The 21,774-nt window shown below is 48.5% G+C and carries 16 protein-coding genes and 1 other annotated feature; of the genes, 13 read left to right on the top strand and 3 right to left on the bottom strand.

The genetic code is table 11. The features are described from left to right. The first annotated feature begins 1 nt into the window (after window position 1). The 3 genes from ACU70B_RS10435 (at window position 2) to ACU70B_RS10425 (ending at window position 2,654) form a co-directional block, all read left to right on the top strand. On the top strand, window positions 2-916 hold the full coding sequence (locus ACU70B_RS10435; protein ID WP_447183479.1) for a hypothetical protein: 915 nt from the start codon (window positions 2-4) through the stop codon (window positions 914-916). Continuing rightward, a complete protein-coding gene (gene recO / locus ACU70B_RS10430; RefSeq protein ID WP_447183478.1) occupies window positions 917-1,666 on the top strand; it encodes a DNA repair protein RecO in 750 nt (249 codons plus the stop codon). A 91-nt stretch (window positions 1,667-1,757) separates the two neighbouring features. Continuing rightward, window positions 1,758-2,654, top strand: a complete 897-nt coding sequence (locus ACU70B_RS10425) for an SMODS domain-containing nucleotidyltransferase (protein WP_447183477.1) — start codon at window positions 1,758-1,760, stop codon at window positions 2,652-2,654. A gap of 15 nt (window positions 2,655-2,669) precedes the next feature. On the opposite strand, the gene ACU70B_RS10420 is transcribed toward ACU70B_RS10425, so the two are convergent. Further along, complete coding sequence (locus ACU70B_RS10420; RefSeq protein WP_447183476.1) at window positions 2,670-4,352, bottom strand: sensor domain-containing diguanylate cyclase; 1,683 nt, start codon at window positions 4,350-4,352, stop codon at window positions 2,670-2,672. A gap of 247 nt (window positions 4,353-4,599) precedes the next feature. On the opposite strand from ACU70B_RS10420, the gene ACU70B_RS10415 reads away from it, so the two are divergent. After that, the gene (locus ACU70B_RS10415; protein ID WP_447183475.1) at window positions 4,600-6,258 is read left to right on the top strand and encodes an FAD-dependent oxidoreductase; all 1,659 of its coding nucleotides are present in this window, start codon (window positions 4,600-4,602) and stop codon (window positions 6,256-6,258) included. Between the two features lie 74 nt (window positions 6,259-6,332). On the opposite strand, the gene ACU70B_RS10410 is transcribed toward ACU70B_RS10415, so the two are convergent. Beyond that, window positions 6,333-6,710, bottom strand: a complete 378-nt coding sequence (locus tag ACU70B_RS10410; protein ID WP_447183474.1) for a hypothetical protein — start codon at window positions 6,708-6,710, stop codon at window positions 6,333-6,335. Window positions 6,711-6,955: 245 nt separating this feature from the next. Continuing rightward, window positions 6,956-7,150, top strand: a binding site (T-box leader). A gap of 220 nt (window positions 7,151-7,370) precedes the next feature. On the opposite strand from ACU70B_RS10410, the gene glyQ reads away from it, so the two are divergent. The 5 genes from glyQ (at window position 7,371) to ppdK (ending at window position 14,690) form a co-directional block, all read left to right on the top strand. Next, complete coding sequence (glyQ, locus tag ACU70B_RS10405; RefSeq protein ID WP_447183473.1) at window positions 7,371-8,282, top strand: glycine--tRNA ligase subunit alpha; 912 nt, start codon at window positions 7,371-7,373, stop codon at window positions 8,280-8,282. Next, window positions 8,282-10,351, top strand: coding sequence for a glycine--tRNA ligase subunit beta (glyS, locus tag ACU70B_RS10400; protein ID WP_447183472.1), 2,070 nt, complete (start codon window positions 8,282-8,284; stop codon window positions 10,349-10,351). The genes glyQ and glyS overlap by 1 nt, the downstream gene beginning before the upstream one ends. A 97-nt stretch (window positions 10,352-10,448) precedes the next feature. Further along, complete coding sequence (gene ccpN / locus ACU70B_RS10395; protein ID WP_447185752.1) at window positions 10,449-11,090, top strand: transcriptional regulator CcpN; 642 nt, start codon at window positions 10,449-10,451, stop codon at window positions 11,088-11,090. A 140-nt stretch (window positions 11,091-11,230) separates the two neighbouring features. Next, window positions 11,231-12,052, top strand: a complete 822-nt coding sequence (locus tag ACU70B_RS10390) for a pyruvate, water dikinase regulatory protein (protein ID WP_447183471.1) — start codon at window positions 11,231-11,233, stop codon at window positions 12,050-12,052. Beyond that, the gene (gene ppdK / locus ACU70B_RS10385) at window positions 12,045-14,690 is read left to right on the top strand and encodes a pyruvate, phosphate dikinase (protein ID WP_447183470.1); all 2,646 of its coding nucleotides are present in this window, start codon (window positions 12,045-12,047) and stop codon (window positions 14,688-14,690) included. The genes ACU70B_RS10390 and ppdK overlap by 8 nt, the downstream gene beginning before the upstream one ends. Before the next feature lie 34 nt (window positions 14,691-14,724). Here ppdK and ACU70B_RS10380 read toward each other — a convergent pair whose 3' ends face one another. After that, on the bottom strand, window positions 14,725-16,323 hold the full coding sequence (locus ACU70B_RS10380) for a flagellar assembly protein A (protein ID WP_447183469.1): 1,599 nt from the start codon (window positions 16,321-16,323) through the stop codon (window positions 14,725-14,727). Window positions 16,324-16,558: 235 nt separating this feature from the next. Here ACU70B_RS10380 and ACU70B_RS10375 point away from each other — a divergent pair, with 235 nt between their 5' ends. From ACU70B_RS10375 to rpoD, 4 genes are all read left to right on the top strand, one after another. Next, on the top strand, window positions 16,559-17,167 hold the full coding sequence (locus ACU70B_RS10375) for a flavodoxin family protein (protein WP_514393150.1): 609 nt from the start codon (window positions 16,559-16,561) through the stop codon (window positions 17,165-17,167). Window positions 17,168-17,209: 42 nt separating this feature from the next. Then, on the top strand, window positions 17,210-18,277 hold the full coding sequence (locus tag ACU70B_RS10370) for a deoxyguanosinetriphosphate triphosphohydrolase (RefSeq protein ID WP_447183468.1): 1,068 nt from the start codon (window positions 17,210-17,212) through the stop codon (window positions 18,275-18,277). A 613-nt stretch (window positions 18,278-18,890) separates the two neighbouring features. Beyond that, window positions 18,891-20,669 (top strand): DNA primase, encoded by a 1,779-nt coding sequence (gene dnaG, locus ACU70B_RS10365; protein ID WP_447183467.1) that lies wholly within the window; start codon window positions 18,891-18,893, stop codon window positions 20,667-20,669. Then, entirely contained in the window at window positions 20,666-21,760 is a 1,095-nt protein-coding gene (gene rpoD, locus ACU70B_RS10360) for an RNA polymerase sigma factor RpoD (protein ID WP_447183466.1), read from the top strand. Before dnaG ends, rpoD begins: the two co-directional genes overlap by 4 nt. The last annotated feature ends 14 nt before the right edge of the window (window positions 21,761-21,774 follow it).

The following is a 21,774-nucleotide window of genomic DNA, read 5'->3' as shown; positions in this document are numbered from 1 at the left end:
AATGTTTCAGAAAAGGCTCTGTCTCCTTATTATACTGATCGGCTTTTACACCGCCGTCATGATTAATTGCCCTTCTCCCTGGCTGAAAGCAACCGGTTACCGTCAGGGTCTGGAGCTATATGCCCGTATGGTTTCCCCCCGCAGCAGTTATCAGTTTATTCATAACCCGGGCTTGCGTAAACTTGAAACATCCCGGCCCGTAAAAATAGGCGCCGTGACTCCGGAGGCAGGTACTGATTTCGCTTCCTTGCTGGACCAACATCTGGCTGCCGGTAAAAGCTGCATCGTTGAATGCTCCCAATTGGACACCTGGCATAGCAGTCCGGCAGGAACAGCCTATCTGCAGAAAATGAGACCCGGCGCTTACCGGGCGGTAATCTTTGATGGGGGGCATCATCTGCCTTCCTTGGGATTGGCTCCGGATTTAATCATAATTCCCGCCTGGCGCGGTTATGCGGTGCATAGTTTTATGCTGGACGGAATAGAGATAGCGCAAATACAAAGATTGGCCCGGGAATGCGGCAGCCCCAGTGTTATAGCAACCGTTCCCCGTATGGCCCTGGTCAAAAATGAAATTTCGATGGCGAGTATTACCGGGAAGGTACTGGCCTCATGCCGGTTCGTCGTGAAAAATGAATTCAAGCCGGTTGCTCAGCCGCGCATGAGCAAATACAATGGCTTTATTTTTGCTTATATAGACAGCCATTATGCCCGCAACCCGCAACTGTTTATCCGTCGGGCAGAAGCATTGGGCCTAAAGGATGTAAAACAGGTTTATCTGGCCTTTGATTTTAAGTATAGCAGCCGGCAGCAAGCCGGCCTTTACTGTGCTGAACTGGAGCAGGCTCTTGACCGGCCGGTGGAGTGTGTCAACCATCCGGTCAAGGCGGCCAGTTTATTCTGGGGTGGGAGATAGGTGTATTATCAGAGTCGTTCCCTTATTATCAAAAGTATGGATTATCGGGAAAGCGATAAACTGGTTACCGTTTTTTCGGAAAAAGAAGGCAAGCTAAAGGCTATTGCCCGGGGTATAAAAAAACCGGGCAGCAGCCTGCGCGTTTGCATACAGCCGTTCTGCCATTCGCTGCTGTTTTTTCACAGCGGGCGGGAACTGGACTTGATTACCCAGGGAAGGCTGCTTGATTTCTATGGCGACAGCCGTGAAGATATTAAACGCACCCTGCACTGCGTCTATATTATGGAGCTATTGGACAAGTCCCTGATGGACCGGGTAGCCATGCCCCGCCTTTATAGCTTGACCCTCTCGATCCTGCAGCACATAAACGATAACGGCTTGAATTTTCTGGTTTTACGCTACTATGAGTTGCAACTGCTGGTGCAGCTGGGTTATCGGCCGGTGCTTGATAAATGCGTCAACTGTGGTCATCGGGGCAACGGACTGAGAAATTTCAGTCTGGCGGCCGGGGGGATGCTTTGCCCGGACTGTGCCGCCGGGAATCAAAATTGTATCGCCCTTTACGGGGAAGTGCTGGGGCTTTTAAGGCTTATGGCAAGCGGTAACCTTAATACCCTGCAGCGGGTGCGGGCTTCGGACGTTGCTCTGGAAAAGCTGGAATTCTTCCTGGAGAGATATCTGGAATACCACTTGGAGCGGCGGTTCAACCTCAAAAATACTATTCGCATATTAAAAAAGACCCTATCCTGAAATTATTCCTCCCGTGTTAAAATAAGGGTAAGAAGGATATTGCAGTATGGTCGGCTCTGGTCGGTTAAGAGGCTTCAGGGAGGAGTAAGCTATGAGTGATCGCGGGGATATAGCTGATAAATTCAGACTGTTCCTTACCAATCTCAGGATCGATAACCAGGAAGTGATAAACAGCAGATGTCGGGAAATAGTGCGGATAGTTAACCTTAAATATTGGAAAATCAAATCAGACACCCGCAACCTGCATTACCTGGGATCTTATGGCCGGGAGACGGCCATTAAAGGGCTGAGTAATATCAATATGCTGGCGCTTCTGCCCTGCCAGGTTTACCAGTATTTCGCCCCCCGCCCGGGAAACGTCCAGGAGGCCCTGCTGCTGGAGTTAAGAGATACGGTGAGAAAAAGCTACCCGGATACCTTGGTTAACGAGCAAAAATATCTTATAGTTCCTTTTCCGGATGGGATGAAGATAGAGATCATCCCCGGCTTCAGCGGCCCCCGGAAAAGTAACATTATATATCCCGAACCCAGGGGGGAAGGCAGCTGGCAGAGCTTTAACCCCCTCCGCGAGATTGAAGTAATCAATGAATACAATTATAACTACGGCGGCAAAATCCGCCACCTGGCCCGTATTACCCGGGCCTGGAAAAACCTGCACCAGGTACCTATTCCGGGAATACTGATTGATACTATGGTAATGATGTTTATGGACGAGTGGGAGGGGAACCAGGGCTCTTTTGCCTACTATGGGGAAATGGTGCAGGATTTTATGGAATATCTGGCGGGACGGAAAAAGGAGCAGCTGCACTGGTATGCCAAAGGGAGCAATCGCAGGATAGAAAGGGAAGAGGATTTTGGGGCGTTTGCCAATATAGCATTTAAAAAGACGAAACAGGCTCTGCTTTTCGAGGACCGGGGGGATGGTTATAATGCCAATCAAATCTGGAAAGAAATATTTGGTGATACCTTCTTTTCTCCGGTGTCCTGACGCTGCCTAACCGGTCTAAAAGTCTTGGCGGTAAAGGGTCCCTAGCTTGCATCGGGGCACATTCGCTTCTGTCCGGTTACGCCCTTTGTTTTTGGCCAAATAGAGCAATTCATCAACCTGGGTGACCAGTTGATCCAGTTCTTCGCCGGCATATTCGCATACCCCAATACTCATGGTAATCCTGATGTTTTGGCTGGTAAAGGGGCACTGCTCGATCTCGTATCGTATTCTTTCCGCTACTATCTGGCCCTCGGCAACGCCGGTGTGGGGTAAAATAATCATAAACTCGTCTCCGCCAAAGCGCCCGGCTATATCGGTTTCCCTCAGGCTGCTGCGGATAATGGCGGCAACTGTAGCCAGAACCTTATCACCTGCCGGGTGCCCGAACCTGTCATTAACCTCTTTAAAATGGTCGAGATCCAGCATAATTATGGTAAGCGGCTGCCGGTAGCGCTCGGCTCTGCCCATTTCTTTCTCCAGGCTGGCAAAGATGTAGCGATGGTTGTATAGGCCGGTCAAATCATCGGTAACGGCTTGGGTAACCAGCATACGGTTCAGCTTTTCCAGTTGCCGGTTTTTTTCCTCCATGGCTTTTTGCATGGCTCGTATTTCAGTGATGTCATTGATCATGGTCAGCAAATAGTCCTTACTGCCGATCCGGATGCATTTAACCGAACAAAGACCGATCAGTTCTTTTCCGGTTTTGGTTCTGAGTATTATTTCGTAATTGACCAGCTTACCTTCGGCAGTAATAATCTGTTTGGCCCGGTCACGTTGTCCGGCATCCAAAAGTATACCCAGCTCCAGAGAGGAATGACCGATCAATTCATCCCGCGTATACTCAAACTTTCGGCAGTAGCTCTCATTGACATCAAAATAATAGCCGTCTTCCAGAGAAGAAATAGACATAAGGGTAGGATTAAAGTGAAAGGCATGGGAAAACTTTTGTTCCGAAAGCATTAAGTCGGATATGTCCTTGCTGACGGCAAAAAATACCTCTTCACCGCTCCAGATTCCCTTAACTATACGGGACTCAACCGGTATCTGCGCTCCATTTTTATGCTGCAGCGGAATCGTGCAATACTTTTCCCGGCCCCGGATCATAGCCGAGAAAATACGACGGAATTCTTTATGCTGCTCGCGGGGGTAAAGCAGCCATACATGGGTATTCTTCAATTCTTCTCTGCTGTAGCCCAGGCCGTCAAGAACGGTGCGATTTACATACTTAATACAGCCGTTGGTATCGAGGACAAAGACAAAGGCATCTATGGAGTCAAAGAAGGTGCTGAAGTTTCTTCGTTCTTCCCTGATAGCGGATTCGGTTTTCTTTAAACAGCTGATATCGCTGAATATGGTTATAAAGTGGTGCGTTTCAACATTATAAGCGGTGATATAAAACCAGCGCCGCAGCGGAGCCCAGTAGTATTCAAAAGCCTCCCGGCCTCCATTTTGGCATACCTTCTGCAGGCGGTTGACCCAGGTACTTATGAAATCGCGCTGGTCGGGGAATAGGAGACTAAATGAACAGTTAACAATCTCTGAGCTTTTATATCCGGTCAACTCCTCGAAGGCGGGGTTTACTTCCAATAATTCATAATCAATGGCATTACCGGTTTCGTCGGTAATAATGCGGCTATAAGCAAAGGCGTTAATCATTCTGTCCACGATGAAATGATAAAATCCTTCTGAATGGCCCATACAGTTCTCCTCTAGGCTGCAAACCATTAACATTACATTTTACTAGTTTATATGAGCAATTATGACATTATATGTCAATAATAGAATAGCATTCGGCTAAGCCAAAGTCCATGAAAATCTTTCCCAGTGGTCATAACTACCACAACAGGAAACTATATGCTAAAATGATGAACACGGCCCAGAGTTACTGAAGCGGTGGAATTGGAAAAACTGATGTGTTTAGTAAACTGAAAGCAGGTGTCGGCAAATGGGAAAAAAAGTTGTAATCGTCGGCGGGGTGGCAGCCGGGGCCAGTGCAGCAGCACGCCTGCGTCGGCTTGATGAGGAAGCGGAGATAATTATATTCGAACGCGGTGAATATGTTTCCTTTGCCAATTGCGGTTTACCCTATTATGCCGGAGGCGTTATAGAAAAACGCCGGAATTTATTGGTGCAAACCCCCAAATCCCTACATCAGCGATTTAACATTGATGTCCGCGTTTTAAATGAAGTGGTGCGCCTCATGCCTGAACAGAAACAGATCGAGGTCAGGAATATGCTTGAAGATAAAACCTATAAGGAAAGTTACGACTTTCTTATTCTCTGCCCCGGTGCGTCTCCGGTAACCCCTGCCATAGCGGGTATGGACAGCAGCAATGTTTTTACCCTGCGGAACCTGCCCGACAGTGATGCGATAAAGGAATATGTCAATATGCACCGTCCCGCCAGCGCCGCAGTCGTGGGCGCGGGCTTCATTGGTCTGGAAATGGCTGAAATGCTGAAGCTGAATGGAATCGATGTGAGTATTATTGAAGCTGCTCCTCAAATAATGGGAGTGCTGGACTATGAGATGGCAGCGCTGGCACAGGATTATCTGCTGAATCAGGGGATAGAGTTATATCTTGCCGACAGGCTTGTTTCCGTGGCAGGGGGGTCCCGGGTGGAGGAACTGGTTCTGGCCAGCGGCCAAAGGATTGCTGCCGACCTGCTGGTACTTGGCATTGGGGTAAAACCGGAAAGCGGTTTAGCCCGGGAAGCGGGACTGGCGATAGGCTCAACCGGGGGGATACTGGCAGACGAATATCTGCGTACCTCCGACCCTTTCATCTACGCCGCCGGTGATGCCGTCCAGACTAAGGATATTGTTTCCGGGGAGGATTTTTTACTGCCCATGGCCGGCCCTGCCAATCGCCAGGGATGGGTGATAGCCAATAATATTGCCGGACGCCCGATTCCTTATAGGGGGGCCCAGGGTACAGCCATTGTAAAGATATTTGAAATGGCTGCTGCCTGTACCGGGCGTAATGAGAAAGAGCTGCGGAGGCTGGGAATAGATTATCGGGTATGCCATATATACCCGGCATCGCATGCCGCATATTATCCAGGCGCCAGCGAGCTGGCAGTCAAAATTTTATTTACCCCCGATGAGGGCAAGCTGCTGGGTGCGCAGGTGGTTGGCTTTGAAGGGGTAGATAAGCGTATAGATGTTTTGGCCGCCGCCATACGGGCAGGAATGAGTGTTTTTGAATTGCAGGAACTGGAACTGGCTTACGCGCCTCCGTTTTCTTCAGCCAAGGATCCGGTAAACCTGGCCGGATATACCGCGGGAAATATGGTCAATGGTGATATAAAGGTAACTTACTGGGAAGAAGTCGCAGCCCGGCTTCACCAGGGAGCTTATCTGCTGGATGTGCGCACACCGATGGAGTATAGCGCCGGAGCTGTGCCGGGTGCACATAATATTCCAGTTGACAGCTTGCGGGATAATCTGGAAAAGATCCCGGTTGACCGGGAGGTGCTGGTCTATTGCCGTACCGGTTTAAGAAGCTATATCGCCTGTCGGCTGCTTGATCAGCATGGCTGCCGGGCGCTGAATATTGATGGCGGATATAAGCTCTTTAAGCAGGTAAAGAGGCCGGAATTTTAGCGACGGTTTCTGCAAAAAAAAAGCCCCGGATATCCGGGGTCTTGGGGTTCCAAGTCTTTAAGTTTTGGAGTTGACTAGTCTTTCAAAGGGGTGAAAACCCAGTTTTCATCCAGTTCGTAATCGGCCAGACTATTCCCCCGGCAGTCATTCCAGTCTCTCCATTCTCTTAACTCGGGATCCCATTTTTGCAGCCAGATCAAGCATCCTCCTGCCTGTTTCTCACATAATCTGAACTCGGCATGTAATATATCCATTACAATAAGAGCAACTTTGGGGTCAGGCACTTCATAAACTCTAGGTGAGGAAGTTCTTTGATAGATATTGGTTCTTACACATAAACGATAAAAATTACTGCTTAACCCCCGGGCGTCAACTTCGCCCTCAAGCTGTCCGGCCAGTGATTCAAGTACCGGGTTCAGTTTAATGGAGTACGGCATAAGATTATCCCGCATAATAATCCCCCTTAAATGTCTGAATTTTCTCTATAAACCCAGCCACTTTACTCAACCCAGCCTGCAATATTTTTTTTATCTCTCTAAAGTATATTATAGATAATTATGTACAGTATTGGCAATTTTAAGGAAAGGAGATTTTTTGAGAAATAGGCTTAAAGATGAAGGGAAAGCGGCAAGGGATTTCTTGGGCCGAGATTGACAAGGACCCGGGGGGTTGGTAAACTAAATAATGTTTAACTGAATATCTGGTGATGAAGAGGAGTAGTAGAAGGGCCTAATCCTTACAGAGAGCCGGGAGTGATGGGAACCGGCAGGATAAACCTTTGAAGGCGCCTTGGAGCTGCAGGAGGAACGCCTATGAGGTTAGTAAAACCTGAACCGTATAAGGTGGGCTTTTAGCCAATCAGGGTGGAACCGCGGGTTGCCCCGTCCCTGTCCGAAAGGACAGGTTTTTTTGTTTCCAGGGGGAATTCGGAAGCATTGAAACCAATGACCGCAAGGCATACTTGTGGGGCATAGGCAGGCAGCCATGGACAAAAAATCGGATACTAAACCTAGCGCCGTTAATGGCGGGGAAAGTGAACGTCAGAGCCCTCGCAGAGGGTGGCGGTTATTTATCTATTAATTGCCTATAGAAGATATTAAGGAGGTTGCCCGATGAATTTTCAGGAGATTATCCTGCGTTTACAAAACTACTGGGGTAAACAGGGCTGCATTATTCAACAGCCCTATGATGTGGAAAAGGGTGCGGGAACCATGAATCCGGCCACTTTTTTGCGCTCTCTGGGACCGGAACCCTGGAAAGTGGCTTATGTGGAGCCTTCCCGCCGGCCTACCGATGGCCGCTATGGGGAAAATCCCAACCGGCTCCAGCATTATTATCAGTACCAGGTGATACTCAAACCGTCACCGGATAATGTGATTGACCTCTACCTGGACAGCTTGCGTGATCTGGGCATTGAACCTGACAAACATGACATCCGGCTGGTAGAAGATAACTGGGAGTCCCCAACCCTGGGAGCCTGGGGGCTGGGATGGGAAATATGGCTGGATGGCATGGAAATAACCCAGTTTACGTATTTCCAGCAATGCGGCGGCTTCGATTGTTATCCGGTTTGCGCCGAGATTACCTACGGCCTGGAGCGGATAGCCATGTATATTCAGAACCGGGAGAGTGTTTTCGATATCGAATGGGTAGACGGCATTAATTATGCCGATGTCCACCATCAGGCGGAAGTGGATTATTCTCATTATAATTTTGAACTGGCTGACGTAAGCTCACTCACCGCCATGTTTAACCTGTGCGAGCAAGAGGCTCAGAATATTGCTGACCGCCACCTGCCTCAACCGGCCTATGATTATGTACTGAAATGCTCCCACCTTTTCAATCTGCTTGACGCCCGGGGCGCTATCAGTGTGACCGAGCGCACCGGCTACATTGCCCGGGTTCGCAACCTGGCCCGGCTGGTAGCGGGGGAGTATCTGGAACAGCGCAAGAAATTGGGTTATCCCCTGATAAAGGACGAAAGGCTTAGGAAATCCCTGCTGAACGACGAGGAGGTGCGGTAATGGCCAGAGACCTGATATTGGAAATAGGGGTGGAAGAAATACCATCTGTCTATATGAGCAAAGCTATCGTCGACTTGAAGTCAATAGCAATACAGAAGCTGAGCGACGCCCGTCTTGGTTACAAAACAATAGAAAGCTTCGGGTCGCCCCGGCGGCTGACCCTTTTTATCGGGCAGTTGGAAGAGCGGCAGCCGGATGCGGTTATCGAAAGCCGGGGACCCAAGAAATCCATAGCCTTGAACCCGGAGGGGAAGCCCAGTAAAGCAGGATCGGGCTTTGCCCGCAGTCAGAAGGTGGATTTCAAAGATTTGGAAGTTCGGGAAGTGGGGGGGATCGAGTATATATTTGTAATAAAGAAGGAACACGGTAATGCCAGTACTGCCATCCTCCCCGGGATACTGCAGGATATAGCACACAGCCTGAGCTTTCCCAAGTCCATGCGCTGGGGTTATTATCACACCCGCTTTGCCCGTCCCATCAGGTGGCTGCTGGCCCTCTTCGGTGATGAAAGGGTAGCCATGCGCATCGAAAATATTGAAAGCGGCAGGTATACTTACGGGCACCGTTTCTTATCCCGCGGTCCTCTGGAGGTAAAGGACCCCCAGGACTATTTCCGGGTGCTTAAAGAGAATCACGTGGTTTTAAACCAGGAAGAGAGAAAAGAGCTGATCAGACAGCAGGTGGTCAACGCAGCCGCCGATGCGGGGGGGCGCCCCATGGATAATGACGACCTGCTGGAGGAAGTCAATTATTTGCTGGAATATCCCACTGCATTCTACGGCAGCTTTTCCCCCTCTTACCTGGAGGTGCCGCCCGAGGTGCTGACCACTACTATGATCGAACACCAGCGTTATTTCCCGGTATTCGATTCCCGGGGGAAACTGATGCCGGGATTTATTGGAGTCAGAAATGGGACCGACCATAGTCTGGATATGGTCAGGGCTGGTAATGAGCGGGTACTGAAGGCCCGGTTGGAGGACGCCCTGTTCTTCTGGAACGAGGATACCCGTAAGCCGCTGGAAGACATGGTGCAGGGACTTCGCGATGTCCTCTTTCATGAACGCCTGGGCAGCATCATGGATAAGGTGGGAAGGCTTGAAAACCTGGCCCTGTATATAGGCCAAGTTTGCGGATTAAGTGATGAAACCGTACTCCGGCGGGCTGCCCATTTATGCAAAGCCGACCTTTTAAGTAATATGGTGTACGAATTTCCCGAGCTGCAGGGAATCATGGGGCGCTATTATGCCCTTAACCAGGGGGAGGAACAGGAAGTATGCGAGGCCATTCTTGAGCATTATTTGCCCCGCTTTGCGGGCGATCGGCTGCCGGTTACCGGAAGCGGAAAAGTGCTCAGCCTGGCAGAGAAAATAGATAATCTGGTCGGCTTTTTTGCTATCGGTATTAAGCCCAGCGGTTCCCATGATCCCTATGCTTTAAGACGTCAGGCCATGGGCATGGTCAATATAATACTGGACAGCGGCTTAAGCCTAAATCTGGCATCTGTTGCCGGTACCGCCTATGATAATTACGCGGCGGCTAAAGCCGGTATCAGCCGGGAAGATACCGTTTCCGAGGTGCTGGAGTTTATAGGTCAGAGAATGCGGGGAATTCTACTGGAGCGGGGATTTTCCCATGACCTGATCGATGCCGCCCTGGCCATACCTTCGTATGATATTACAGAAGTATACGGCAGAATCACGGCTCTGCAGGAATTGCGCCGATCCGATATCTTTGAGGATTATATGGTAGTCTATAACCGCTGCCATAATCTGTCCAAAAAATGGGAAGACGATACGGTAAATGCGGATATACTCGTGGATGAAAGTGAAATCAACTTGCACCGCAGCTTTAGTCTTATCAAATATGATGTCTACCGTTCCATAAATCAACGGGATTACCTGTCTGCCTGTAAAATGCTGGCGGACTTGCGCCCGCAGGTAGACGCGTTCTTTACTGCGGTAATGGTGATGGCGGAGGATAAGGAGCTGAAAGCCGCCCGCCTGGGTTTATTGAAATCGATAGCCAATTTGTGCAATTTCATAGCTGATTTTTCTGTTATTGTGGCGTAAAATAATTTTTGCCAACAGGATTTTTTTAAATGATATAGTATATATAATTAGTGTCATTTAAGCTAAAAAGTATAGCACATAACAGGCGGTGGATATTATCGAACTGAGTGACCGACAGGAGAGAATCCTGGAGATTGTAAAACATCAGGGCCCCATTACCGGGGAAAAAATTGCCGAGATTTTAAATGTGACCCGGGCGGCTTTAAGGCCGGATCTGGCAGTACTGACTATGTCCGGATTCCTGGAAGCCAAACCGAGGGTGGGTTATACCTTCAAAACCGAAGGCTTTGGCAATGAACTGAGAAGGCTGCTTAATCAATACCGGGTTCGGGATGTGCAGTCTCTGCCGATAATACTCAGGGATAATTGCAGTATCTATGATGCGGTTGTCACTTTGTTTATGGAGGACACCGGCAGTATATTTATTGTTGATGAAGAAAACTTCCTGAGCGGAGTAGTTTCCAGGAAAGACTTTCTCAAGACTACCCTGGGGCAGGCCGACATCCACAGAATGCCGGTCAGTATCATCATGACCCGCATGCCTAATATCATTACCGCCGGAATCGATGATACTGTGGTCGAGGCAGTCAAGAAGATAGTCGAGCATGAGGTCGACGGCCTTCCGGTGGTAAAGAGCTTTATTGACCCGGAGGGAGACGAGAAACTCGAGGTTGTAGGTAAAGTCACCAAGACCAATATTGCCAGATTATTTTTGGATTTGGCCAGTGACGGGTATTAGTCCGGAATGCTGACAGTCCCCATGGAATCAGGTTAAAAAGAGTTCTGATCTTGCTGTGAAAGCCTGGGCGGTACAAAAAGGCTGTTTTCCGTTCAGACAAACCAGGCTGCAGGATTAGTTGAAAAATGGAGGTTTTTGCTTTGCTCAATCATTTACCGGGAGTATTTATCGTTTCAGATTCTATCGGTGAAACTGCGGAGATGGTTGTCCGTGCGGCAGCCAGTCAATTTAACTCCGGTACCATGGAAATCAGAAGGATACCTAATATAGCGGATACCGACACCTTGGACGAAATAGTGCACCAGGCCGGCACCAGCCATGCCATAATTGCCTATACCCTGGTTATAAAAGAGCTGGCGGAACATCTGCGGGCAGAGGCGCTTAAATATAACGTGGTCTGTGTGGATATCCTGGGTCCACTGATGGAGGCCTTCAAAAGCGTCAGTGAAATAGAACCGAAAAGAGAACCGGGACTTCTCCGCAAGGTGGATGAAATGTATTACCGCCGGGTAGAGGCAGTAGAATTTGCCGTTCGTTATGATGACGGCAAAGATCCGCGCGGCATCAACCTGGCCGATATTGTTCTGGTAGGCGTTTCACGGACTTCAAAGACGCCATTGTCGATGTATTTAGCCCATAAAAGGATTAAGGTGGCCAATGTGCCGCTGGTGCCGGAGGTGACTCCGCCGGAAGAGCTTTTTAAGGTAGAACGGGGCAAAGTCATTGGCTTAACCATTAATCCGGAGCAGCTAAACCATATACGGGCGGAAAGGCTGAAGACCCTGGGGCTTAAGGGTCAAGCCAGTTATGCCAACCCGGATCGGATCCTGGAGGAAATCGAGCATTCCCGTACCATCATGAAAAGGCTTGGATGTCCGGTGATAGATGTAACCAACCGGGCAGTGGAAGAGACTGCCAGCAAAATATTGGAAATCTACTATAGGAGGTTAAGCAATGTCTAGCAAAAAATATGTGTATCTATTCGAAGAGGGGAATTCGGACATGCGTTCCCTGCTGGGGGGCAAAGGTGCCAATCTGGCTGAGATGACTCGCATCGGCCTGCCGGTTCCTCCTGGTTTTACCATAAACACGGAAGCCTGTAACGAATATTTAGCTTCCGGATATGAATTTCCGTCCGGTGTTCTGGATCAGGTTTTCAGCGCTCTCAGCCAGCTGGAAGCTCACACCGGCAAGGGCTTTGGTCAGAAGGATAACCCCTTGCTGGTTTCAGTCCGTTCCGGGGCAGCCGTTTCCATGCCGGGCATGATGGATACCATTCTTAATTTGGGTCTTAATGATGAGACGGTCCAGGGTCTGGCTCAACTTACCGGTGACGAGCGCTTTGCCTATGATTGTTATCGGCGCTTTATCCAGATGTTCAGTAATGTGGTACTGGAAATGGAACATAATCAGTTTGATGAGATAGTGGAGAAATTTAAACGCAAGCTCAGTCTGATTTTTGATTACGAAATCCCCGCTTCGGAGCTGAAGCAAATCATCAGTGAATACAAACTTCTGGTCAGACAAGGCAAGGGTTCCGATTTTCCCCAGGATGTTAAAGAACAACTGGTTCTCGCGATAAAGGCCGTTTTCAATTCCTGGAATAACCAGAGAGCTATTGTATACCGACGCCTGAACAAGATTGATGATAATTTGGGGACGGCGGTAAACATACAATGTATGGCCTTCGGCAACATGGGACAGGACTGTGGAACGGGGGTAGCATTCACCCGTAACCCTTCCACCGGTGAACGCGAATTATACGGTGAGTTTTTGGTTAATGCCCAGGGTGAGGACGTGGTAGCCGGTATCAGAACCCCTATGCCGATTTCCCGCCTGCAGGAGGAATTGCCTTCCGTTTATCAGCAATTCCTGGATACCTGCCAGAAGTTGGAAAACCATTACCGGGATCTGCAGGACATTGAATTCACGGTCGAAAAAGGAACGCTGTATATGCTGCAGACCAGAAATGGCAAACGTACGGCGCGGGCATCGGTCAAGGCAGCGGTCGATATGGTCAGTGAGGGATTAATCAGCAAAAACGAGGCACTCTTGAGAGTAGATGCTGAGCAGATCAATCAACTCCTGCACCGCCAAGTGGATAACAGCGTGAAACTGGACCCCATAGCGGTAGGACTTCCCGCTTCTCCCGGAGCTGCTTGCGGTAAGGTGATATTTGATGCCGATATGGCTGAAAAACTGGGCGAAGCCGGAGAAAAGGTGGTACTGGTCAGAAGTGAAACTACTCCTGATGATATTCACGGTATTATTTATGCTCAGGGAGTTTTGACTTCCCGCGGGGGAATGACTTCACACGCAGCGGTTGTGGCCCGGGGGATGGGCAAACCCTGCGTATGCGGTTGTGAGGCGATCAAGATAGATCCACCCGGTAAATGTTTTTATATAGGTGAACTTATCATTCGTGAAGGCGATACTATCACCATCGACGGAGCTACCGGGAGGGTAATGCTGGGCGAAGTACCCATGATAGAACCTACCCTGTCCGATGAATTTGAGGCCCTTTTGCGCTGGGCGGATGAGACCAAACGCCTGGCAGTCAGAGCCAATGCCGATACTCCGCAGGATGCTGCCCGGGCCCGGGAATTCGGGGCGAAGGGTATTGGCCTCTGTCGCACCGAGCACATGTTTATGGCCCAGGAACGCCTGCCTATAGTGCAGGAAATGATACTGGCCGAAAGCCTGGAGGAAAGGGAAGCTGCCTTGGCCCGTCTGCTTGAGTTTCAGAGAGATGATTTTTATGGGATACTGAAAGCGATGGCTCCTTATCCGGTAACCATTCGGCTGCTGGATCCGCCTTTGCATGAATTTTTACCGGATAAAGAGACCCTGTTGTTGGAAATAGCAGATCTTAAATACCAAAATGCCGACCACTTGGTTATTATGGGCAAAGAAGACCTGCTTAAAAAGATAGAGAGCCTGTCCGAAGCCAATCCCATGCTTGGTCATCGGGGGTGCCGCCTGGGCTTGACCTTCCCGGAGATATATCGTATGCAGGCCCGGGCGGTTTTTGAGGCCATGGTTCAGCTCCGGCAGGAAAAAGTAGAAACCCTGGCTGAAATTGAAATACCATTGGTTATGGATGTGGCTGAATTTGTGTATCTTAAAGGCGAGATACTTGATGTCTACGAAGAGGTCAAGACCGGGAGCGGGGTTGAATTGCAGTTTGTTCTGGGTACCATGCTGGAATTGCCGCGAGCCTGTATAGTTGCCGATGAGTTGGCGGCAGAAGCCGAGTTTTTCTCCTTTGGCACCAATGATCTGACCCAGACTACCTTGGGATTCAGCCGTGATGATGCGGAGGGAAAATTTATACCGGTATACCTGGAAAAGAAAATCATAAAAGACAATCCCTTTGCGGTTTTGGACCGTAAAGGAGTTGGAAGCCTGATGCGTATAGCGGAGGAGAAAGCCCGGGGGGCTAAAAAGAACATACTGATGGGAATTTGCGGAGAGCATGGCGGAGATCCCAGCTCGGTCGAGTTCTGCCACATAATCGGGCTGGATTATGTCAGCTGTTCCCCCTACCGTATACCGGTAGCCCGGCTGGCTGCCGCCCAGGCTAAATTAAACAACGACTAGCCACCTAACCCTCCCCGATACCATCGGGGAGGGTTTAAAACTTGTCGGTATGAATAACTATCCGTTGTTCGTCAGGGTCATAATACATACTGATGTTTCTTAGCCTTTCTTTAAGCTTGACAGGGTTCTGCTTTATGGTAAATAACATACCTGCCTCTATGCCTCCGCCAATTTCTATGACTCCTTCCCCCCGGGTATTTTTTAAAATATTGACAAGATGGCTGCGTTTTTCCACCAACTCATCAAACTCTTCCGAAAGATGAATAAATTCTGGAATCCTCTGCTGCAGCTTTATGATGGTCTGGGGATCATCAAGGGTGCTGCGGTAGGTGCGAATTAAATCCGACATCAAACCGAGACGGTTCTCCAGTTCCTCAATCTTGACATTAAGGCTCTTGATCTGCTCATAGTAAAGGCGGCGGTTAATCCCTTCCACCTGCAGGTCAAGGGATTCAGAGTTCTGAATATTGGCAGCCTTTATCTTAGCCCGGGCACAGATGGAGTTATTCCCCAGAATAATTCCGCGCCGCCCCTGAATAAGCACGGAATCACCCGACTTAATATTGCAGCGCAGCACGTACTCATTAATAAAGATGTTTTGACCGGATTCCAGGGTTGCTTCCTGAGCAAATTTAGCAGCTATATTTTTCTGAGCACAGACCAGGCTCCTGACGCCGATAATACCTTTGTGAACGGTAACAGACCCCCGGCGTGATACTACATTGGCATTGCTTATCCCGCCCCGTACTTCTATATCGTCGTCGGCTTCGACCCTGAACCCGTCCTTGATACTGCCTTCGACCAGAACTTTGCCCATAAAGGATATGTTGCCTACTGAGAAATCAACGTCTCCAGGTATGACAAGCATACGAATAACGCTTACTTTATTATTGGACCAGGATAGGGCCCCGTCAAACTCAGCCAGGGCATAGTCCCTGTTGACAATGATGCCGCTGCCAACGGCAAAGCTTTTATCCTGACCATTCCGGGCCGGAATCTCCTCACCGTTAATATTCATTCCCGGCTGCCCGGGGACGGCAGGCTGGCGCCGGGCGACAATGTCACCTGCCTGTACGCCGACAATGCAGCCCAGTTCATAGTAATCCACCCTGCCGTCTTCATCCAGCACCGGTCTTATCTGGGGCTGCTGGTGCAGATACTCGATTTGCGCATCCCGGCCATCGACCGGATATATGCCCCGGGCTACTTCTACCGATTCACCCGGGCTGTTTACGGCCTGGTTTATGGCCTGCGGATTGATTCCGAAAACAATACCGGCTTCCTGCAGCTGATTTAATATATATTGCTCACCCACTTTACCTTCAGTATGGGTATTAATGGTGAGATAGGCATTCATTCGATCAGAGCCGACGGATAGATTAAGGGAATTGTCATCATTATCCAGGTTAAGGCTGTAGAGATGCTCCTGGGTATAAACATCCTGATCGAGGCGTACAACTGCGCCTGCTCTGCTATTCAAGATTTTGGTCAAGACAGCCTGGGAAGGAGTTATGCCCAACTGATGCAAATAATTTAAAAGCTCATAGCTGTTTATAGTAGAACCATACAAATGGAGAAAGATACCATCTGCTGTCTTTGATACCTTAAATTTGGCTTCCCGTCTTTTTTTCAAAACCGACACCTTCTGCAATAGGTTAAAAAGCCAGCCCATAAAATAAACTTATTGACTTTTTAAGAATATATTAGTACCTGAAAGAAAACAACACTCGGATTGTAAAAATATTACTTAAATTACAGAAAAAACAGGATGTTCATCCTATAAACGCTCTTTACACCTATCGTTTTGGATATCAGCAGGATATCTTTATTTGATTGTAGTATAGAATAATTATTAAGGAGGTGGCGTTATGCCAAGGCTGTTAGTTGTGGCAGTTAATGGAAGTCCTAATCAGAATGGAAATACATCTTTTTTATTGCAGCAGGCTATGGAGGAGTGCGCCCGCCAAGGTGCGGATACGGAATTTATATTTTGCCGGGAGGTTCTAAAAGATCAGAAGATCCCGTTCTGTGTTGATTGCTCTTCACCATGTTCGGGCAAATGTTATAAAAACAAGGAAGTGACCAAAGCCTATGATTTAATTTCTGGGGCTGACGCCTTGATTCTGGGCAGCCCGGTTTATTTTGGAACTGTTTCGGCCCAACTGAAGGCTTTCTTTGATAAAACCCGGGCCTTGCGAGCGGAAAAAAAGCTGCTTAATGTGGTTGGAGGGGCAATTACTTCGGGTGCATCCCGTTTCGGGGGACAGGAAACCGCCATCAGGGCCATGCAGGACATCATGCTGGTTCATGGAATGATAATCGTAGGTGACGGATATCTGGAAGACGACTGCGGGCATCTGGGAGTTGCTGCCCAGAAACCGTCCCGGGAAGACCAAAATGCTATTCAACGCAGCCGGATCATAGGCAAGCGGATATATGAGGTGGCCAAAGCCACCGGCAAGCTGAGAAAAAGATGATTGAGATCAGGTGAATACCAAGGAAAAGGAATGGGGTGCGATATGTTAATTCGTGAAGAGATAGAGCAGCGAGAGGCAGATACGTTAAGTCCCTTTGCCCTGCCGGCCCAAAATTCAACTGGTCGGGTGATATACGAAGAGCCTGACCCTATTCGCAGTTGCTTTATGGTTGACCGGGATCGAATTATACACTCCAAGTCTTTTCGGCGCTTAAAACATAAGACCCAGGTATTCATTGCTCCGCCGGGCGACCATTACCGCACTCGCCTTACCCATACCCTGGAAGTCAACCAGATTGCCCGCACTATAGGAGCGGGACTTAACCTTAATTTGGACCTGATTGAAGCTATTGCCCTGGCTCATGATGTAGGCCATACCCCTTTCGCCCACGCCGGAGAGCAAGTATTGAACGGGCTGCTGAGCACGGGCTTTCGCCATAATGAAAATAGCATAAGGGTATTGACCCGGGTGGAACAGCACAAAGACCGGAAAGGCCTGAACTTGAGCCGGGAAGTCCTCGACGGGGTACTTAACCATAGCGGATACGGCCAAGGCGATTCTGCGGCTGCTACCCTGGAGGGGCAGGTAATTCGCCTAAGTGACAAGATAGCTTATGTACAGCATGATATCGATGATTCAATCCGCGCCGGGCTGCTGACCTTAAAGGAGATTCCGCCGGCATATCTGGAGGTGCTGGGCGAGACCCACAGTAAACGTATTGCCACGCTGGTAAGTGACACCATTCACAACACGCGTAAGATGATGGCAGGGAGCAAAACCGTGCGGGTAGCTCCGGGAGCAGCGGTAGAACAAGCCTTAATCGGTTTGCGGGGGTTTATGTTTAAAGCCATATATACCGGGCCGGTTTGCCAGGCGGAACGCACCCGGGCGGCATTTGTCCTGGAGCACTTATTCAGCTATTACCGCCAGCACCCGGAAAAGATGAGCCGGGTTTATCGGGAGATAGCTGACGAAGAGGGGCTGGAAAGAGCAGTGGCCGACTATATATCCGGTATGAGTGATGCCTATTGCATCAGCCTGTTTCGGGACCTGTACATACCTCAATCCCTGGTTCCCGGGGTTCAGAAGGGAACGGCAACCGATGGCTAGTTGTCAGGTTGCCGAGATTTTCATTAACAATTTGATAAAAATTATCAAATAATCTATCTTTTTAAGAATTTAATTATAATTTTAAATTACTGCAAAAAACTTACCATCAACCGTCACCGTTAACCCATAACCAGATAAAGATAGCAGAACAAAGGCGGCTGATAATAATATTCTGAAATCCAGTTTCTGTTCCGGACTTTGGCATAAGATTTGCATATATATAGGTTGGGGCAGACAGATGAAGATATCAACCTCACTTAACCTTGTTACGATGGCAGTAGGTCTGCTCCTTATAGAATAACCTCTATTGTACACCGGGCAGGACAACCCGGTGACGGGCAATTCGCTGGGTCCCTAACCCTATGGTATATATATAACCCCCATGCCGCTGGACCGTTTAACTTTAAAAGGTCCAGCATTTTTAATTATACCGATATTTCAGTGCCGCAGTCCTGGTACAACCGCAGCGGCCAGATAAATTTATGCGGGATAAAGGAAAAATAGGCTTGCTGTAGAATAGATAGACATTATGGAATACCAAGACACCAAAAAGAGACAAAAAACGACCCAAAAGAAGGATATTAAATAAAGATATAGAATATTGGTGATGAAAATGACTGCTTTTGATGATCGGGATGTTCGGGAAGTTTCCGAGCGTCTCGATATAGTGGACATAGTGGGGGAAACCGTTAAACTAACCCGAAAAGGAAACCGCTATTGGGGCCTATGTCCTTTTCATGCGGAGAAAACCCCTTCATTCAGCGTAACACCAGACCGTAACATGTTTTACTGTTTTGGCTGTCATGCCGGTGGAGATATTTTCTCTTTTGTCATGAAACGTGACCATATCGAATTCAGGGAAGCCCTGGAATTGCTGGCCGCCCGGGCAGGGGTAAGGCTGGCTTCCGTTTCGGGTGGTGATAGGGAATCGGACCGCAGAAAAAAGGTCATAGAAATAAACCGGGCAGCAGCAGAGTTTTATCACCATGTATTACTAAGCCCCCAGGGGAAGCCTGCCCGGGAATACCTTTATCAACGCGGCATTGAGAGGGAAACGATAGCAGCCTATCAATTAGGCTATGCCCCCGGTGAATGGAATGCAGTGGAAGAATATCTGCTAAAAAAAGGTTTTCCCCAGGAACAGGTGAAATCATCCGGTTTAATTAAACGTAATGAAAACAAACATACTTTTTATGACTTATTCCGCAGCCGCCTGATGTTCCCTATTTTTCATTATAACGGTGACATTGTGGGGTTTGGCGGCAGGGTGCTTGATGATAGTCTGCCCAAATATATAAATACCCCGGAAACTGATATATATTCCAAACGCAAGGTTCTTTACGGGCTTTTTCAAGCCCGGGAGCATGTTCGTGCCGCCAATCAGGCTCTGCTGCTGGAAGGCTATATGGACTGCATCAAACTGCAGCAGGCGGGATTGCGTAATTGCGTAGCCTCGCTGGGAACTGCACTGACCCACGACCAGGCCGGCCTTTTGTGTCGCTATACCGAAAATACCGTAGTCCTTTATGACGGCGATGAGGCGGGGCAGCGAGAAACGTTAAGAGCTATCGATATATTAGTTGAAGAAGGCCTGAAAGCGCAGGTGGTGACCCTGCCTGGCGCTAAAGACCCGGATGAGTTTTTAGAAGTTAATGGAAAAGAGGAATTTTTACAATATATACAGAATAATAAGATAAGTCATATAGAATTCAAAATTAATAGATATTTAAAAGAGGAAAAATCACCTAATTTGGAGACCAAGGTCAAGATAGTAAAGGCTTTAAGGAATGATATCAACCGATTAAACAGTGAAATAGAAAAAGATTATTACGTTAAAATCCTGGCCCGAAAGTTGCTGCTGGAAGCCAACTTGATCCACCGGGAATTAAGGGCTGCAGATAATCGCCAGAACCCGGTGAACAGGAATAAAACGCTAATATCTAGGGATAATATACAGTACGGCAATTATAGCAAAGATGAGAAAATATTGGCAGCCATGCTGAAGAGCCCGAAAGTATTTGCCAGGATCAAAGCCAGTCTGGGGCTGAGCTTTTTCGCCCGCCCGGAGTATGCGACCATGGTAAATTGCTATGATCAACTGGAGGGAAGCGGAGAAAAAAGACTCAAACAGCTGGGGGAAATAATGAATCAGAAGGGCTTGGCTGCCAGCTATGCCAGAATCATTTTCCTGATGGAAGAGTTGGCTGTGGACGAAACCCAGATTAATGAATTTGTCCGCCGGGTGCAAGCGATCAAAACGGAAGCACGCTGGCAGAAGATATATCAACAGATTATTTTTCTCAAATCAGAAGGAGATTTTAATCACTTGCTCAAATTCATATTGAACCTGGACAGCTTTTTAAACAAAACCCGGGAAGGGGGGATAGAATGAAACTGGATAGAAAGCTTGCAGAAACGATTAGCGCCCTGGCTGAAAAAGGAAAATCCAAAAGGAATCTGAGTTATGAAGAAATTATGGAAGACCTGCATGAATTCAGTCTGGGACCGGACAATATAGAAGACATACTTGAACACCTTCAATCCTTGGGTATAAGCGTGGGCAATGAAGCTGATGCCGATGCTGACGCTGACGGCGATGATTCCGGAGATCATGAAAGCCTGGAAACGGAAGAAGTAGTCATTCCTGACGGCATTGAAATAGATGATCCGGTGCGCATGTATTTGAAGGAAATTGGAAGGGTTCCCCTGCTTACAGCGGATCAGGAGATAGATCTGGCTCAGAGGATAGAAAATGGCGACGAAGATGCCAAAAGGCAATTGGTAGAAGCCAATCTCAGGCTGGTTGTAAGCATAGCCAAGCGCTATGTTGGAAGAGGCATGCTCTTTCTTGATCTGATTCAGGAGGGCAACCTGGGCCTTATGAAAGCAGTAGAGAAATTTGATTACTGTAAGGGGTTCAAATTTAGCACTTATGCCACCTGGTGGATCAGGCAGGCCATAACTCGCGCTATTGCCGATCAGGCTCGTACCATCCGTATTCCGGTGCATATGGTGGAGACTATTAACAAGCTATCCCGCGTGCAGAGAAACCTGCTGCAGACTCTGGGACGTGAACCTACGCCCTTTGAAGTGGCAATTGAGATGGACATCCCGGTAGATCGGGTCATAGAAATTATGAAGGTAGCTCAGGAACCGGTTTCACTGGAAACCCCTATCGGGGAGGAAGATGACAGCCATCTGGGTGACTTCATAACTGATGAAGATGCGGAATCACCGGAGGAATCAGCTTCTTTTGTGCTTCTGCGCGAACATCTGGATGGCATCCTTAATACTCTTACCGAAAGGGAGGAGAAGGTTCTCCGCCTGAGGTTCGGGCTCGATGACGGCCGGCCCCGTACCCTGGAAGAGGTAGGCCAGGAATTTGGAGTTACCAGGGAAAGAATAAGGCAGATAGAGGCCAAGGCTCTGCGTAAACTCAGACACCCTTCCCGGAGCAAAAAGCTCAAGGATTATATCGAATAAAGGCAATTACGCAG

Source organism: Syntrophomonas curvata, assembly GCF_052976825.1.
Note: the sequence above shows the minus strand (reverse complement) of the source record. Positions and strands in the feature narration are given on the sequence as shown.

Excerpts from the sequence above, each read along its gene's own strand:
- ACU70B_RS10435 (WP_447183479.1), top strand. The coding sequence starts at position 2 with ATGTTTCAGAAAAGGCTCTGTCTCCTTATTATACTGATCGGCTTTTAC.
- ACU70B_RS10425 (WP_447183477.1), top strand. The coding sequence starts at position 1,758 with ATGAGTGATCGCGGGGATATAGCTGATAAATTCAGACTGTTCCTTACC.
- ACU70B_RS10420 (WP_447183476.1), bottom strand. The coding sequence starts at position 4,352 with ATGGGCCATTCAGAAGGATTTTATCATTTCATCGTGGACAGAATGATT.
- ACU70B_RS10415 (WP_447183475.1), top strand. The coding sequence starts at position 4,600 with ATGGGAAAAAAAGTTGTAATCGTCGGCGGGGTGGCAGCCGGGGCCAGT.
- ACU70B_RS10410 (WP_447183474.1), bottom strand. The coding sequence starts at position 6,710 with ATGCGGGATAATCTTATGCCGTACTCCATTAAACTGAACCCGGTACTT.
- glyQ (WP_447183473.1), top strand. The coding sequence starts at position 7,371 with ATGAATTTTCAGGAGATTATCCTGCGTTTACAAAACTACTGGGGTAAA.
- glyS (WP_447183472.1), top strand. The coding sequence starts at position 8,282 with ATGGCCAGAGACCTGATATTGGAAATAGGGGTGGAAGAAATACCATCT.
- ppdK (WP_447183470.1), top strand. The coding sequence starts at position 12,045 with ATGTCTAGCAAAAAATATGTGTATCTATTCGAAGAGGGGAATTCGGAC.
- ACU70B_RS10375 (WP_514393150.1), top strand. The coding sequence starts at position 16,559 with ATGCCAAGGCTGTTAGTTGTGGCAGTTAATGGAAGTCCTAATCAGAAT.
- ACU70B_RS10370 (WP_447183468.1), top strand. The coding sequence starts at position 17,210 with ATGTTAATTCGTGAAGAGATAGAGCAGCGAGAGGCAGATACGTTAAGT.
- dnaG (WP_447183467.1), top strand. The coding sequence starts at position 18,891 with ATGACTGCTTTTGATGATCGGGATGTTCGGGAAGTTTCCGAGCGTCTC.
- rpoD (WP_447183466.1), top strand. The coding sequence starts at position 20,666 with ATGAAACTGGATAGAAAGCTTGCAGAAACGATTAGCGCCCTGGCTGAA.